The 14798-nt window shown below is 64.0% G+C and carries 15 protein-coding genes and 1 tRNA gene; 12 read left to right on the top strand and 4 right to left on the bottom strand.

What is annotated here, in order from left to right:
• Positions 1-84 precede the first annotated feature (84 nt).
• A complete protein-coding gene (locus GGC65_RS01690; protein WP_192645568.1) occupies positions 85-1266 on the bottom strand; it encodes an acyl-CoA dehydrogenase family protein in 1182 nt (393 codons plus the stop codon).
• A gap of 121 nt (positions 1267-1387) precedes the next feature.
• Between GGC65_RS01690 and GGC65_RS01685 the strand changes: the two genes are divergently transcribed.
• Positions 1388-2368 carry an NAD(P)H-dependent flavin oxidoreductase gene (locus tag GGC65_RS01685; RefSeq protein ID WP_192645567.1) on the top strand — a complete coding sequence of 327 codons (981 nt, stop codon included), beginning with the start codon at positions 1388-1390 and terminating at the stop codon, positions 2366-2368.
• A gap of 111 nt (positions 2369-2479) precedes the next feature.
• The gene (locus GGC65_RS01680; RefSeq protein WP_192645566.1) at positions 2480-3565 is read left to right on the top strand and encodes a flavin reductase; all 1086 of its coding nucleotides are present in this window, start codon (positions 2480-2482) and stop codon (positions 3563-3565) included.
• Position 3566: 1 nt separating this feature from the next.
• On the opposite strand, the gene GGC65_RS01675 is transcribed toward GGC65_RS01680, so the two are convergent.
• A tRNA-Ser gene (locus GGC65_RS01675) sits at positions 3567-3656 on the bottom strand.
• 147 nt (positions 3657-3803) lie between these two features.
• Here GGC65_RS01675 and GGC65_RS01670 point away from each other — a divergent pair.
• The 10 genes from GGC65_RS01670 (at position 3804) to mazG (ending at position 12879) form a co-directional block, all read left to right on the top strand.
• On the top strand, positions 3804-4865 hold the full coding sequence (locus GGC65_RS01670) for a lytic transglycosylase domain-containing protein (RefSeq protein ID WP_413052748.1): 1062 nt from the start codon (positions 3804-3806) through the stop codon (positions 4863-4865).
• A 13-nt stretch (positions 4866-4878) separates the two neighbouring features.
• Complete coding sequence (locus GGC65_RS01665) at positions 4879-5847, top strand: septal ring lytic transglycosylase RlpA family protein (protein ID WP_225940632.1); 969 nt, start codon at positions 4879-4881, stop codon at positions 5845-5847.
• Between the two features lie 11 nt (positions 5848-5858).
• Complete coding sequence (locus GGC65_RS01660) at positions 5859-7097, top strand: D-alanyl-D-alanine carboxypeptidase family protein (protein ID WP_192645564.1); 1239 nt, start codon at positions 5859-5861, stop codon at positions 7095-7097.
• A complete protein-coding gene (gene tmk, locus GGC65_RS01655; RefSeq protein WP_192645563.1) occupies positions 7094-7714 on the top strand; it encodes a dTMP kinase in 621 nt (206 codons plus the stop codon). The genes GGC65_RS01660 and tmk overlap by 4 nt, the downstream gene beginning before the upstream one ends.
• Positions 7711-8691: a DNA polymerase III subunit delta' gene (locus GGC65_RS01650; protein WP_225940631.1), complete on the top strand. Its 981-nt coding sequence runs from the start codon at positions 7711-7713 to the stop codon at positions 8689-8691. Before tmk ends, GGC65_RS01650 begins: the two co-directional genes overlap by 4 nt.
• Before the next feature lie 38 nt (positions 8692-8729).
• Positions 8730-10307, top strand: a complete 1578-nt coding sequence (metG, locus tag GGC65_RS01645) for a methionine--tRNA ligase (RefSeq protein ID WP_192645561.1) — start codon at positions 8730-8732, stop codon at positions 10305-10307.
• Positions 10307-11083, top strand: a complete 777-nt coding sequence (locus tag GGC65_RS01640) for a TatD family hydrolase (protein WP_192645560.1) — start codon at positions 10307-10309, stop codon at positions 11081-11083. Before metG ends, GGC65_RS01640 begins: the two co-directional genes overlap by 1 nt.
• 13 nt (positions 11084-11096) lie before the next feature.
• Positions 11097-11861 (top strand): MBL fold metallo-hydrolase, encoded by a 765-nt coding sequence (locus GGC65_RS01635; RefSeq protein ID WP_192645559.1) that lies wholly within the window; start codon positions 11097-11099, stop codon positions 11859-11861.
• The gene (locus tag GGC65_RS01630; RefSeq protein ID WP_192645558.1) at positions 11858-12034 is read left to right on the top strand and encodes a hypothetical protein; all 177 of its coding nucleotides are present in this window, start codon (positions 11858-11860) and stop codon (positions 12032-12034) included. The genes GGC65_RS01635 and GGC65_RS01630 overlap by 4 nt, the downstream gene beginning before the upstream one ends.
• A gap of 62 nt (positions 12035-12096) precedes the next feature.
• Positions 12097-12879 (top strand): nucleoside triphosphate pyrophosphohydrolase, encoded by a 783-nt coding sequence (mazG, locus tag GGC65_RS01625; protein WP_192645557.1) that lies wholly within the window; start codon positions 12097-12099, stop codon positions 12877-12879.
• On the opposite strand, the gene hflX is transcribed toward mazG, so the two are convergent.
• A complete protein-coding gene (gene hflX, locus GGC65_RS01620; protein ID WP_413052711.1) occupies positions 12857-14146 on the bottom strand; it encodes a GTPase HflX in 1290 nt (429 codons plus the stop codon). The two genes, mazG and hflX, sit on opposite strands and share 23 nt — an antisense overlap.
• A gap of 59 nt (positions 14147-14205) precedes the next feature.
• Complete coding sequence (gene hfq, locus GGC65_RS01615; protein ID WP_039573906.1) at positions 14206-14706, bottom strand: RNA chaperone Hfq; 501 nt, start codon at positions 14704-14706, stop codon at positions 14206-14208.
• Between the last annotated feature and the right edge of the window lie 92 nt (positions 14707-14798).

The raw sequence follows: 14798 nt of genomic DNA, 5'->3' as shown, positions 1-14798 counted from the left end.
GTCGTTGCGGCCAATGAACCGGACGTTGACGTAAACGTCAAGCACTTTGACGCTACGCTTTTCGCGCCGCAACTGACGGCCGTGTCAGGAGAGCCCCGCCTTCCAGTCGCGGCGGATCTTCTTGGCGAGGCTCCATTTGTGGACCTCGGTCGGGCCGTCGTAGATGCGGAAGGCGCGAACTTCGCGGAAGACCTGCTCGACGATCGTCTTGTCGGTCACCCCGGTGCCGCCCATCACCTGGACGCAGCGGTCGGCGATGCGCATCAGCGCCTCGGACACCGCGACCTTCGCCATCGAGCTTTCGACCGTGCCGAGCGATCCGGTGTCGAGCACCGATGCGCACCAGTCGATCATCAGTTCGGCCTGTTTCAGGTCGATCATATTTTCGGCGAGCATGAAGCCGACGCCCTCATGATCGATCAGCGGCTTGCCGAAGGCTTCGCGGCGGTTCGCATAGTCGGTGGCGATCTCGTGCGCACGAATGCATGCACCCAGCCAGCGCATGCAGTGCGACAGGCGGGCAGGGGACAGGCGCACCTGCGCGTAACGGAAGCCTTCGCCCGCCTCGCCCAGCATCTGGTCGGCAGGGATGCGGAGGTTATCGATGGTGAGCGTTGCGTGACCGCCGGGCATCGAACTGTCGATCGTGTTGGGTACGTCGTCGATGCGGATCGCGGGATCGGGCAGGTCGACGAGGAACATGCACGCACCCTGTTCGGACTTTGCCATCACGATGCCGACGCGTGCACCCTGCGCGCCGGTGATGAAGGTCTTGCGGCCATTGACGACCCAATGGTTGCCGTCGAGGTGGCAGGTGGTCTTCATCATCGACGGGTCGGACCCTGCACCGCCCTCTTCGGCAGGCTCGGTCATGAAAAAGGCCGAGCGTACCTCGCCGGCGACCATCGGCTTCAGGAAGCGCTCCTTGAGTTCGGGGCTGCCTTCCTTGCCGAGCAGATACATATTGCCCTCATCGGGGGCCATGGTGTTGCACGCGAGGGGGCCGAGAGGAGACAAGCCACTCTTGATCAGCACCACCGCGGTCTCGCGCTGGTTCAAATGGTCGCCATTGCCCAGGATGTGCGGGGTCAGCACACCCGCGGCGCGCGCATGCTCGCGCATCTCCATGACAAGCTCATCAGTCGGCGCGCCATGGTGGTCGCGGCGCGCGTCATTCTCATAGGGAATGACGATTTCGCGAACGAAGCTTTCGACCTTCGCGGCGATCGCCAGCGCCCGATCCGATATGCCTTCGTGCGCCGCCATTCCGATTCCCTTCGCTATCTAACTATCTTTCCAGTCAACCCGACGTTGACGTAAGCGTCAAGTTATTTCATGGATCGCGGCGAACATGCCGTAAGGGCAGGATCGCGCAGGAGAGATCGATATGGCTTTCAAGACACGCATCACCGAAATGCTGGGTATCGAACATCCGATCGTCCAGGGCGGGATGCAGAGCGTCGGCTATGCCGAACTCGCGAGCGCGGTGTCGAACGCCGGCGGGCTCGGCATATTGACCGCGCTGACCCAGCCGAGCCCCGAAGCGCTGAGCGCCGAGATCGAGCGTTGCCGTGCGATGACCGACAAGCCCTTCGGCGTAAACATGACCGTCTTCCCGACAATCAACGCCCCCGACTACAAGGCCTATGCACAGGCGATCATCGACGGCGGGGTCAAGATCGTCGAGACCGCGGGCACGCAAGCGGTGCGCGAAATCTGGGAAATGCTCAAACCGCACGGCGTCACGATCCTCCACAAATGCACCGCGGTACGTCACGCATTGTCCGCCGAACGCGCGGGCTGCGATATCATCTCGATCGACGGCTTCGAATGCGCAGGCCACCCCGGCGAGGACGATATCCCCGGCCTGATCCTGATCCCTGCCGCCGCCGACAAGGTGAAGATCCCGATGCTCGCCTCGGGCGGCTTCGGCGACGGCCGCGGGCTGGTTGCGGCGCTTTCACTCGGCGCCGAAGGCATCAACATGGGCACGCGCTTCTGCGCCACGGTTGAGGCGCCGATCCACGACAATGTGAAACAGGCCTATATCAACAATGACGAGCGCGGCAGCTTCCTGATCTTCCGCAGCCTCAAGAACACCGCGCGCGTCGGCAAGAGCGAAGTGAGCGAAGAGGTGGTGCGCCGCCTCGCGGTGCCCGACGCGACCTTTGCCGACGTCACCGAACTGGTGAACGGCAAAGCAGGCCGCGAATTGCTCGAGACCGGCGACCTTTCGAAGGGCGTGTTTTGGGCGGGCATGGTGCAGGGGCTGATCCACGACATCCCGACGTGCCAGCAACTCATCGACCGGATCATCGCCGAGGCCGACGCGATCGTCGACCAGCGGCTCGCGTCGATGCGCGCCTGATGCGTCCCGCATGCTGGCGCGAAGCGGCGGCTTTCGATATGGTCCGATTCTTCGCAATCGATCATATCGGACGCCGCCGGCTTCAGCCTGCCGGCACGGCAAGGGGGATTTTTGAGTCTCATCGAATATAAAGGTTTCGGCGGCGTTATTCTTGCGGCCGATATGCTGGGTGACGAAAATGACCCGGCGGTCCTCCTGATCCCCGACATCGGCCACGGCCGCGCGAACTGGCGCGAGGTCGCAGAGGCGCTCGTGCTCTCGGGCCGCCGCGTCGTCAATCTCGACCTTCGCGATGGCGCGGACCTCGCGCCGCATATCGAGGATTTGCGCGCCGTTCTTGCGCAGATGGGATCGCGGCCCGTGGTGGTCGCAGCGGGACGCGGCAGCTGGATCGCTGCGCACGCGCTGGGCCTCGATGACGGAACGCATCTCGCTGCGGGGCTTGTCCTCGTCGACATGCCCGTCGATGACGTGGCTATTGCAAGCGCCGCCGCGTCGCGCCTGGCCCTTCCAACGCTGGTCGTTCGCGGCGGCTTTTCCCCCGCAAAGGCAAGCGTCGACAGCGAGGCCTTCATCGCCGCACTACCGCTTAGCCAGAGCGCCGACATCAATGATTGCGACCTCGAGCTTGCCTCGGACCGAAAAGAAGCGCTGCTCGGCCAATTGCTCGAATTTCTCGAACAGCGGCAACCGCGCGAGGCGATGGAATTCAAGGCGGGGTCGGACCCGCGCACGCTGCGCGACGCGATGGGCTGTTTTGCGACGGGGATCACGATCGTCACCGCCGTCGACGGCGCAGGAACGCCGGTCGGTTTGACCGCGAACAGCTTCACCTCGGTATCGCTCGATCCGCCGCTGCTGCTGGTGTGCATCGCCAACACCGCCGGCACCGCACCGGCGCTGCGCGAAGCCGCGCATTTCGGCGTGAACGTGCTGCAAATCGGCCAGCAACCGACGTCGAACCGCTTTGCGGCAAAGGGCGAGGACCGCTTCGCAGGTCAGCCGTGGGCCCCCGGTCATACTGGCGTGCCGCTGCTCGGCAGTTCGCTCGTCTCGTTCGAATGCCAGCGCGAATCGCTGCACGAGGCGGGCGACCATTTCATCCTCGTTGGTCGCGTGGTACGGGCGCAGTTCGAACCGCACCGCGATCCGTTGCTCTATTTCCGCGGAAAATACCGGCGGCTGCATTTTGCTTGATTGGCGGACAGGGTGGGATTCGAACCCACGGTGAGCTTGCACCCACGGCGGTTTTCAAGACCGCTGCCTTAAACCACTCGGCCACCTGTCCGCTCGCCGCCGCCATAGCGCGCGAACGCCTTGCGGCAAGCAAAACCTCGCCCACTCGCCCCATCGCGCGAATGACTCGTCCTGTCCCGCCTAAAGCTAGCCAAGCCGCTCGCATCTATGCGAGACACCTCTTATGGTGGGGAACATGATGCACGCTATTCGTTTCAGAATCGGACGCCTTTTCAATTTTGGGGCCGCCTTCCTGTCGGCATGGATGCTCACCGCCTCGGCGCCGCTCCACGCTCAAAGCAGCAACGCCAGCTTCGACACCTATGTCCAGTCGCTTTGGCCAAAGGCGCAGGCGCGCGGTGTGTCGCGCACGACCTTCGACCGCGTGACCGCGGGGCTCGTCTATAACCCTCGCGTCATCGCGCTCGACCGCGACAATCTGGGCAGCCCGCCAAGCCCCAACACCCCGATTCCGTCGTTCGCTCCGTACAAGGCCAAGCATGTCGACGCGGCACGCATCGGCGGCGGGCGCCGCGTCCACGACCGGCTGCTCCCGCTGCTCTCGCGCATTGAGGCGCGCACGGGCGTTCCGACGAGCATCATGATCGCGATCTATGGCCATGAAACCGCTTATGGTCAGGTCACGGGCAATTTCGACTTGCCCGAAGCGCTGGCGACGCTCGCCTATGAAGGCCGCCGCCGCAGCTTGTTCGAACCCGAACTGATCGCAACAATGGTAATGGTCGAACGCGGCGTGCCGCGCAGCGCGCTCAAAGGCAGCTGGGCCGGCGCCTTTGGTTATCCGCAATTTCTGCCCTCGGTCTATTTGCAGGTCGCCGAGGATGGCGATGGCGATGGCGTTGCGCGCATCTGGTCGAGCGAAGCCGATGCGATCGAGTCGATCGGTTCGTACCTGCGCCGCGCAGGCTGGCGTGCCGGCCAGCCATGGGGCGTCGCGGTGACCGTTCCCGCCGGCTTCAACCGCGGCGCGGTCGCTAATCGCCTCACACCCACCCGCTGCCCGCGTGTTTTCGATCGTCACAGCCGCTGGCGCTCGATGGCCGAATGGCGCGCCGACGGCATCGCGCCGCTTGGCGGGCGCTGGCCCGACGGCAATGTCCAGGCGACGCTTCTCGAACCCGATGGCCCCGGTCGCACGGCCTATTTGCTGACCGGTAACTATCGTGCGATATTGGACTATAATTGTTCCAACTTTTACGCACTGTCTGTGGGGTTGCTGGCGGATGAAATCGATCGTTAGGGGCGGGGGCCTGATGGCGGGGGCAATGCTGTTGCTCGCCGGCTGTGGTAGTGTGGACGGCAAGCGCGAAGGGGGGCCGACGGCCAGCCCGACGCCGACGACCGCAGCGAACGGGGTCGCAGATGTGCCCGTAAAGCTCGGCGATCCTTATACGATCGCGGGCGTCACCTATACGCCCGCCGACATCCCCGATTATGACGATGTCGGCTATGCGAGCTGGTATGGCGAGGAACTTGGCGGAAAACCGACCGCCAATGGCGAGATTTTCGATCCCGCGGCGATCAGTGCTGCGCACCGGACACTGCCGCTCCCGAGCTATGTCGAGGTCACCGCGCTCGATACCGGTCGGACGATCCTGGTGCGCGTCAACGACCGGGGTCCGATGGTGGGCGACCGGCTCGTCGACCTGTCGCGCGGCGCCGCCGAACAGTTGGGGCTGACCGACGGCGTTTCCGCAGTGCGCGTCCGCCGTACCAACCCGCCTGCAGCCGAACGCGCGCAGCTTCGAGCCGGAAAGCCTGTTCCCGAACGGATTGCGACCCCCGAATCGCTGCTGGCGATCCTGCGCAGCAAGGCAAAGGCGCTGCCTGTGCCCAAGGCTGCGATCGCTGCGGCAACGCCGGTGATCGCGCAGCCCGCGGCGCCGATTGCATCGGGTACCGCCAAGCCGGGCGACGACCGCTTCGTCGTCGAAGGCCCCGGAACGACCAAGCCAACGCCCGCAGCGGCTGCAAAACCGGCAGCCTCGGCCGCGAAGCCCGCTGCCACGGTCGCGGGAAAATATGTGGTTCAGGTCGGCGCGTTCAGCGCCGAAAGCCGCGCCAATGCAGCGGCGAAATCCGTTGACGGCCATGTCACGAAGGCCGGTACCTTGTGGCGCGTCCGCGTTGGCCCCTTCGCCAGCGACGCCGAAGCTCGCGGCGCGCTCGGCAAGGTCAAAGCCAAGGGCTTCCGCGACGCGGTGGTCCAGCGCGACCGCTAACGGTCGGGCGCGTGCGGAAGCCGGCCATCCTTGCAAAAGGCGGCGCCGCGGCGCTGACGACCCTTGCCCTGACATTCGCCTTTCCGGCTGCATCGGCGGGCGATGCTCGTCCGAAAAACGCGCCGGTCAAAAATTCTCCGGTGAGCCGCCCGCTCTATGTCACCCAGGCTCCGATCGTCCTGCTCAAGGATCTCGATTCGGGCGCAATCCTCTTTTCGCGCGGCGCCGATAAGCGCTTTGCCCCGGCCTCAATGGCAAAGGTGATGACCGCCTATGTCGTGCTCGACCTGATCAAGAAGGGCGAACTCGCGCGCGACAAGCAATTCACCGTCGGCGAGGCGACGTGGAAAAAATGGAACGGCAGCACCGGCGGATCAACGATGTTCCTGCGCCCGAACGAAAAAGTCTCGGTCGACGAATTGATGAAGGGGCTGATCACCGTTTCGGGCAATGACGCCGCTGCAGTTCTCGCGGTCGGGATTGACGGGAGCGAAGAGGCATTCGTCAAGAGAATGAATGCAGTAGCAGCCAAAATTGGGATGGCATCGAGCCGCTTCGGGACGCCGAATGGCTGGCCGGATGGCGGCGTCACGAAGGTCAGTGCCGCCGACCTCGTCACGCTCGCCGACCGGCTGATCCGCGACCATCCGGACGGCTATAATCGCTATTTTTCGTTGCTCAAGCTCCAGCATGGCAGGTCGCCCGACGGCAAGCCGATCATCCAGCCCAACCGCAATCCCATTCTCGGGCGTTTTGAAGGAGCCGACGGCCTGAAAACCGGTCACACCGCCGAGGCCGGCTATTGCTTCCTCGGCTCGGCGAAACGCAAAGGGCGCCGCCTCATCATGGTCGTCGCCGGCATGAGCAGCGAAAAAGCGCGCCGCGACGAAGCCGAGCGGCTGATGAAATGGGGTTTCGACGAATGGGAAGGGCGCGAAATCGTCCCCGCCGGCGCCAGCCTCGGCCGCGTGGACATCCGGAAAGGTGCTATTCCAGCGGTCGCCACACGGACCGGGATTGCCGTACGGATGACGGTTCCCAAGGGCTATGAGGGCGGCTATCGCGCGGTGATGCGCACCCAAGCCCCCATCACGGCGCCCGTCACGCGCGGGACGCCGGTCGCGGACCTCGTCGTCACGCCCGACGGGCTTCCGCCACAAACGACGCCGCTGATCGCCGCCGCCGACGTAGCCGAGGGCGGCTGGTGGTCGCGCGCGCGAACCGGATTTTACCGGCTGACCGGACTGTGACGGGACGCTTTATCACGCTGGAAGGCGGGGAGGGGGTCGGTAAATCGACGCAGATCCGCGCGCTCGCAGCGGCGCTGGAGGTGCGCGGTATCGAAGCCGTGGCGACGCGCGAACCCGGCGGCAGCGCGGGGGCCGAAGCGATCCGCGCGCTGTTGATGGAGGGCAGCGACGACCGTTGGGATGCGCGCAGCGAAGCCTTGCTTTTCGCCGCAGCGCGCGCCGATCACGTCGCGCGAACTATTCGCCCGGCGCTCGATCGCGGCGCATGGGTGCTCTGCGATCGTTTCGTCGATTCGAGCCGCGCCTATCAGGGTGGCGGCGGCGGTATCACCGATGTCGATATTCTGATGCTGCATAGCTTCGGTTCGCTGGGCTTGTTGCCCGACCGCACCTTCCTGCTCACCGTCAGTGCTGACGAAGCGGCGCGGCGACTGACGGAGCGCGGCGGGAGCGACCGCATGGGCAACAAGCCCGCCGACTATCAGGCCCGGCTCGCGGCGCGCTTCGTCGAAATGGCCGAGGCGGAGCCTGCCCGGTGGCGGATCGTCAGCGCCGATGCCGCCGCCGACGAGGTCACCGCGGCGATCCTCGCCGAGCTTGCGGAATGGCTGCCATGATCGGTCATCAGGACGCCGAAAAGGCCTTTCTCGAAGCGTGGCAGGGCGGCCGCCTCCATCACGCGTGGCTCCTCGCTGGGCCGCAGGGAATGGGGAAGGGCGCCTTCGCCGAGCACGTCGCACGTTTCCTCGTCACGCACGGCCGCGGCGGCGATGCACAGGCGGTCGGCCTCGATGATGCGGGCGACGAGGCTGCTGGGCGCCTCGTCGATGCCGGAAACCACCCCGAGATCCTTCGCCTCGCGCGTCAGCCGAAAGACAAGGCCAAGGAACTCGCGCGCAACATCACGATCGAGCAGGTGCGGCAGATGATCCGCCGCCTGCACCTCTCGTTGTCGCTCGGCGAGTGGCGCGTGATCATCGTCGATGCGGTCGACGATCTCGAGACCGACGGCGCAAACGCGCTGCTCAAGACGCTCGAGGAACCGCCGGCAAAGACGCTCTTCCTGCTCGTCAGCCATTCACCGGGGCGCCTGCTCCCCACCATCCGGTCACGATGCAGAACGCTGCGTTTTCAACCGGTTCAGCATGACGTCATGACAGCGTGGCTGCACGAGCTGCGGCCGATGCTCGAAATGGCAGAGGTACGCGCCATCGTCGCTGCATCGGGCGGGGTACCGGGCAAGGCACTTGCGCTGATCGATAGCGACGTTGCGGTGATGGAGAAGAAATTGCTCGCCATTGCCACCTCGGGCGATCCCGAGAACCGGCTCCGCGAGGCACTCGCACGCGAAGTCGGCGGGACCAGCAATCGCGCCCGGCTCGAACTGGTGATCGACATCGTTCCCGGGCTGCTCGCGCGTCTGGCACGTGAACGGCCGGTGGCTGAGATCGCACCGATCCTTGCGCAATGGGACCGCGTCCAGCGCACCGTTCGCGATGCCATCCGCGGATCGTACGACGGCGCGATGGTGGGGTTCGAGATTGGCAACTGCCTCGCTGAATTGGCGCCGCGTGCGGGGCAAACCGCACGCTGACGCTTTCCCTCACGCGCGCCAACGGCTAAGGCGCGGCCATGTCCGAAAACACCGAACCTTTCTACATCACCACTGCGATCAGCTATCCCAACGGCCGTCCGCATATCGGCCACGCTTACGAAGCGATCGCGACGGACGTCATGGCCCGGTTCCAGCGGGCTCGCGGCCGCGACGTGCGCCTGATCACCGGCACCGACGAACATGGGCTGAAAATGTTCCAGACCGCCCGCGACCAGGGCCGCGCGACGATCGACCTTGCCGACGAAATGTCGGGATATTTCCGTGAGATGTACTCCAGACTAAATATCAGTTATGACAATTTCATGCGCACGTCGGACGCCGCGCATCACGCCGCATCGCAGGCGATCTGGCGCGCGATGGAAGCGAATGGCGATCTTTATCTCGACCGTTATGAGGGCTGGTATTCGGTCCGCGACGAAGCTTTCTACGATGAAAGCGAGCTGACCGACGGGGAAGGGGACGTCCGCCTCTCGCCGCAGGGCACGCCGGTCGAATGGACCGTCGAGGAAAGCTGGTTCTTCCGCCTGTCCAACTATCAGGACAAGCTGCTCGCGCTCTACAACGACAATCCCGATTTCATCCGCCCCGAAAGCCGCCGCAACGAGGTGATGCGCTTCGTCGAGGGGGGCCTCAAGGATCTCAGTGTTTCGCGTACCAGTTTCGACTGGGGCGTGCCGGTGCCGGGTTCGCCGGGACATGTGATGTATGTATGGGTCGACGCCCTCACCACCTATTTGTCGGGGCTGGGTTATCCCGACCCCGATAGCGACTTCGGGACATTCTGGCCCGCAAATATCCATATGATCGGCAAGGATATCGTGCGTTTTCATACGGTTTACTGGCCGGCGTTCCTGATGAGTGCTAATCTGCCGCTGCCGAAGCAGGTATTCGGCCACGGCTTCCTTTTGAACCGCGGCGAGAAGATGTCGAAGTCGCTCGGCAATGTCGTCGACCCGATGGCACTCGCCGACCAGTTTGGGGTCGACGCGCTGCGCTATTATCTGCTCCGCGAAGTCAGCTTCGGGCAGGACGGCACCTATTCGGCCGAGGCGATCGTGCGGACCGCGAACGCCGATCTTGCGAACAGCTTTGGCAATCTCGCTCAGCGCAGCTTGTCGATGATTTTCAAGAATTTGGATGGCAAGCTTTCGTCCGACTATACGCCAGCGAAGGACGATATCGACCTGCTCGCGGACGTCACCGACATGGCGGCCGCCCGCTTGCCGCGCGAATTCGAGCAGCTCGCTTTTTCGGTCGGCATCGAAGACTGGATCCGCGCCGTCTTCGCGTGCAACCAATATGTCGACACACAGGCGCCGTGGGCGCTGCGCAAGACCGACCCCGAACGCATGCGCGCGGTGCTGATGACCTTGTTCCAGGCGGTGCGCACGCTGGCGATCGCGATCCGGCCCGTCGTCCCGGCGGCCGCCGACAAGCTGCTCGACCAGATGGGCATCGCCGAAGATGCGCGCGATTCAGCGGCACTCGCCGATAACGTCTGGTTTGCGAAACTTTCCGCCAGCGGTTTCACCGTCGGCCAGCCTGTCGCGATCTTCCCGCGCCTCGACCTGCCTGAAGGGGAAGGGGAGGCCTGATGCTCGTCGATTCGCATTGCCACCTCAACTACAAGGGCCTCGCCGAGCAGCAGGCCGACGTGCTGGACCGCGCCCGCACGCGCGGCGTCACCGCGATGCTCAACATCGCGACGCGCGAAAGCGAATGGGACGATGTGCTCGCCGCGGCGGAAGCGAACGACGACGTATGGGCAAGCGTCGGTATCCATCCGCACGACGCCGACCACCACCCCGACGTCGATACCGCCAAGCTGGTCGAACGCGCCGCGCACCGCCGGGTGATCGGGATCGGCGAGACCGGGCTCGACTATTATTACGACAAGAGCGACCGGGTGCGGCAGCAGGACAGTTTCCGCCGTCACATCCATGCGTCGCAGGCGACCGGCCTGCCGATCATCGTCCACACGCGCGATGCCGAGGCGGATACGTTGGCGCTGCTCGGCGAAGAGATGGGCAGGGCGGCGTTCCCCGGTGTGATCCATTGCTTCACCGCGAGCGACGATTTTGCGCGCAAGGCGCTCGACCTCGGGCTTTTCATCTCGATCTCGGGTATCGTTACCTTCAAGAATGCCGCCGACCTGCAAGCAACCGCGAAATGGCTGCCGCAGGACCGCCTGCTGATCGAGACCGATTCCCCCTTCCTTGCCCCCGTCCCGCACCGCGGCAAGACCGGCGAGCCCGCCTTTGTGGCCGATACGCTCGCGTTCCTCGCCCAGCTGCGCGACGAGGACGCCGACGTGCTCGCCGCGGCGACGAGCGCCAATTTCTACACGCTTTTCAACAAGGCCCAGCCATGACGTCATACGCGCGATGAAGCTCAGAATTCTCGGTTGCGGGACATCTTCGGGGGTCCCGCGGATCGGCAATGACTGGGGGCAGTGCGATCCCGACAATCCGCGAAACCTGCGTAGCCGCGCCTCGATCATGGTGTCGCTGGGAGGCTTTCGCATCCTCGTCGACACCAGCCCCGATATGCGGTTGCAACTGCTCGACGCGGGCGTGGGCGAAATCGATGCGGTCATCTGGACGCACGAGCATGCCGACCATACACACGGGCTCGACGACCTGCGCCAGGTCATGCATCTGCGCCGATCGGCGGTTCCGGTCTATGCGCGCGACCATGTGCTCGACATATTGAAATGGCGCTTCACTTATGCCTTTGCCGGCAATGCCGGCTATCCGGCGTCGGTCGATCCGATCGATCTTCACGATCATCAATCGATCGGGCCCATCGAAGTCTCAGCGATCGAAATGCCGCACGGCCCGATCAAGGCGTCCGGACTGATCTTCAGCGATGGTGCACATAAGATCGCCTATGCAACTGATTTTTCGAAATTTACGGACGAGATGGTCGACTTCTTCCAGGGCGTGGACCTGTTCGTCATCGATGCGCTGCGCCGTTATCCGCATCCGACGCATCCGCATCTGGCTATGACGCTCGAAGGCCTTGCCAAGGTCGGCAACCCGCGCGCGATCATCACCCATATGGACAATACGATGGATTATGACGACCTTGCGGCCGAATTGCCGCCGGGCGTCGAACCGGGATATGACGGACTGGAGGTGCAGCTATGACGGGCGAAACGACTGTCCAGATACTCTGGTTTGCGGGCGCATTCGCGTTGGTGCTGAGCTCGCTCATCGCACGGCGCTTGCCGATGGCCGATTGGCTCAAGATGGCGTTAGCGTGGGTGGCGATCTTCGGACTCGTGTTCCTCGTCATTCGCACATGGCAGGCGGTGACATAGGGGAGCTTATCCCTTCTCATATCTCCTGGCATTTAACATAATATATATTATCGGATAATCTTATGGCCGAGACGGCAGCCCAATCCCCCATCGACCGCCTGCTCGCCATCATGGCGCAATTGCGCAATCCCGATGGCGGCTGTGAATGGGATCTCGCGCAGGATTTCTCGACCATTGCGCCGTACACGATCGAGGAAGCCTATGAGGTCGCCGACGCAATCGCCGGCGGCGATCCTGCGGCCATCTGCGACGAGCTTGGCGACCTGTTGCTCCAGGTCGTCTTTCACAGCCAGATCGCGACCGACGACGGCCTGTTCGGCTTCGACGATGTCGCCAATGCGATCAGCGAGAAGATGGAACGACGCCATCCGCATATCTTCGGCGAAACAAAGACCGACGACGTTCGCCTGCAATGGGAACAAATCAAGGCGGCCGAACGCGCATCACGCGCATCCGACGGGCCGACGAGTGCGCTTTCAGGCGTTGCCTTGTCTTTGCCCGCGTTGCTCCGCGCGCAAAAACTGCAAAGCCGCGCGGCGCGCGTCGGCTTCGACTGGCCCGATGTCAATGGACCGCGCGACAAGATCGCCGAAGAGCTTGTCGAGGTCGCAGAGGCGGCGAGTGACGCCGAGCGGCACGAAGAGATCGGCGACCTGCTGTTCGCGGTGGTCAATTATGCCAGCCACCTCGGCGTCGACGCCGAGAGCGCGCTACGCGATGCCAACATGAAATTCGCGCGCCGCTTTGCGGCGATGGAAGCGCGTGCGGGCGGCAGCCTGTCAGGGCTGTCGCTCGACGTGCAGGAAAGCCATTGGCAGGCAGTTAAGGCGTCGGAACGTCCGTAGCAGGCCATAGCCGCTCGAACCGCGCGCTGTCGGCGGGATCAAGCCGCACGGTCAGCACATGCCCCTCGGCTTCGGGCTCGTCCGCCAGCACTTCGCCGCGCGCGTGAAGCCACGCCGCCGCTTCGCCTTGACTATAGGTCAGATAGATGCGCTGCACCTTATGCAGTGCGGTCAATTGCGACGCCATCAGGATGCGCGCGGCCTCGACGCCCTCGCCTGTCACCGCCGAGATCAGCGCGACATCGGGGCGACGCGCTGCCATTTCCTCGATGGCCGCACGTCGTTCGTCATCGGCGGTGTCGATCTTGTTCCAGATTTCGATCTGCTGGATCGCGGGCGGTGCATCGCCCTCCCCGTCGTCCTGCGGTCCGTTGACACCGAGCGAGTTCAGGATCGCGCGCACGTCGTCATATTGCGCTTCGCTGTCGGGATGGACGATGTCGCGAACATGCACGATGAGGTCAGCGGTGGTGACTTCCTCCAGCGTTGCGCGGAATGCCGCGACGAGCTCGGTGGGCAGGTCGGACACGAACCCGACCGTATCCGACAGGATTGCCTTGTCGATCCCGGGCAACCTTATCTCGCGCATCGTCGGGTCGAGCGTGGCGAAGAGCATATCTTCCGCCATGACGTCACTTCCCGTCAAGCGATTGAAGAAGGTCGATTTTCCGGCATTGGTATAGCCAACGAGCGCCACCACGGGCCATGGCGCGCGCTGCCGTTTCGACCGCTGCAACTGACGCGTGCGGCGCGCATCCTCCAGACTGCGGCGGATGCGCGCCATGCGGTTGCGGATCATCCGCCTGTCGGCCTCGATCTGTGTCTCGCCGGGGCCGCCGAGAAAGCCGAAGCCACCGCGTTGGCGTTCGAGGTGGGTCCAGCTGCGTACCAGCCGCCCTGCCTGATAATCGAGATGCGCCAGCTCGACCTGCAACCGCCCTTCGGCGGTCGCAGCGCGTTCGCCGAAGATTTCGAGGATCAGCCCGGTGCGGTCGATGACCTTTGTACCGAAAGCCGTTTCGAGGTTGCGCTGCTGGATCGGGCTGAGCGCCGCATCGACAACGACCAGTTGTACGCCCTTTGCCGCGATATCGGGCGTGATCGCCTCGATCTGGCCGACACCGAGCAAGGTCGCCGCGCGCGTCTGGCGCAGGCGGAGCGTGTGCACCGCGACGACATCGAGCCCGATCGCCAGCGCCAGCCCCCGCGCCTCCTCGGCGCGCGCGTCGAGATCGCGGGCAAGCCGCTGGCTATGCCATTCGGGCACGACGATAAGCGCAGCGGCGCCGCGCGTTACCTCGTCTTCATTGTCGGCTATCGGGTCGATCAGGCGTTGTCCGCTTCGGCGTCCGGCTCGCTGTCGGTCAGGTTGATCGGCCCGTTCGGCTGGACGGTCGAAATCGCGTGCTTATAGACGAGCTGGACCTGCCGCTCGCGCTCGAGCAACATGCAGAACAGATCGAAGGCAACGATATCGCCTTGCAACATCACGCCGTTGACGAGGAACATCGTCACCGACTCGTCGGACTTGCGCACCGCGTTGAGGAAAACATCCTGCAGCGCCTTGCCCTTGCTTGCCGGCGCATCGCGCAGATTGTCGCCGAGCAGCGCCAGATCGAAATCATGTGACGGCATCACGGTCGAGATCGCATGCTTGTACACCAGCTGCGACTGGCCATCGCGGCGGAGCAGCAGCGAGAAATTGTCGAACCAGGTGATGATGCCCTGCAGCTTCACACCCTTGACCAGGAACATGGTCACCGGCGTCTTGCTCTTGCGAAGGGCGTTGAGGAAAATATCCTGGAGATTCTGGTTTTTATCGGACACATTTGCCTCCTGTTTTTGGCGGCAGAACCGCGGGTATGGTGCCGGTTTTCCGGCTATTGAGACCTTCTTCGTGCACGCAATATGCGGCAAAG

The organism is Sphingopyxis sp. OAS728, assembly GCF_014873485.1.
Lineage (GTDB): Bacteria > Pseudomonadota > Alphaproteobacteria > Sphingomonadales > Sphingomonadaceae > Sphingopyxis.
Note: the sequence above shows the minus strand (reverse complement) of the source record. Positions and strands in the feature narration are given on the sequence as shown.

Coding starts and splice junctions, on each gene's coding strand:
- GGC65_RS01690 (WP_192645568.1), bottom strand. CDS start 1,266: ATGGCGGCGCACGAAGGCATATCGGATCGGGCGCTGGCGATCGCCGCG.
- GGC65_RS01685 (WP_192645567.1), top strand. CDS start 1,388: ATGGCTTTCAAGACACGCATCACCGAAATGCTGGGTATCGAACATCCG.
- GGC65_RS01670 (WP_413052748.1), top strand. CDS start 3,804: ATGCACGCTATTCGTTTCAGAATCGGACGCCTTTTCAATTTTGGGGCC.
- GGC65_RS01665 (WP_225940632.1), top strand. CDS start 4,879: ATGGCGGGGGCAATGCTGTTGCTCGCCGGCTGTGGTAGTGTGGACGGC.
- GGC65_RS01650 (WP_225940631.1), top strand. CDS start 7,711: ATGATCGGTCATCAGGACGCCGAAAAGGCCTTTCTCGAAGCGTGGCAG.
- metG (WP_192645561.1), top strand. CDS start 8,730: ATGTCCGAAAACACCGAACCTTTCTACATCACCACTGCGATCAGCTAT.
- GGC65_RS01640 (WP_192645560.1), top strand. CDS start 10,307: ATGCTCGTCGATTCGCATTGCCACCTCAACTACAAGGGCCTCGCCGAG.
- GGC65_RS01635 (WP_192645559.1), top strand. CDS start 11,097: ATGAAGCTCAGAATTCTCGGTTGCGGGACATCTTCGGGGGTCCCGCGG.
- GGC65_RS01630 (WP_192645558.1), top strand. CDS start 11,858: ATGACGGGCGAAACGACTGTCCAGATACTCTGGTTTGCGGGCGCATTC.
- mazG (WP_192645557.1), top strand. CDS start 12,097: ATGGCCGAGACGGCAGCCCAATCCCCCATCGACCGCCTGCTCGCCATC.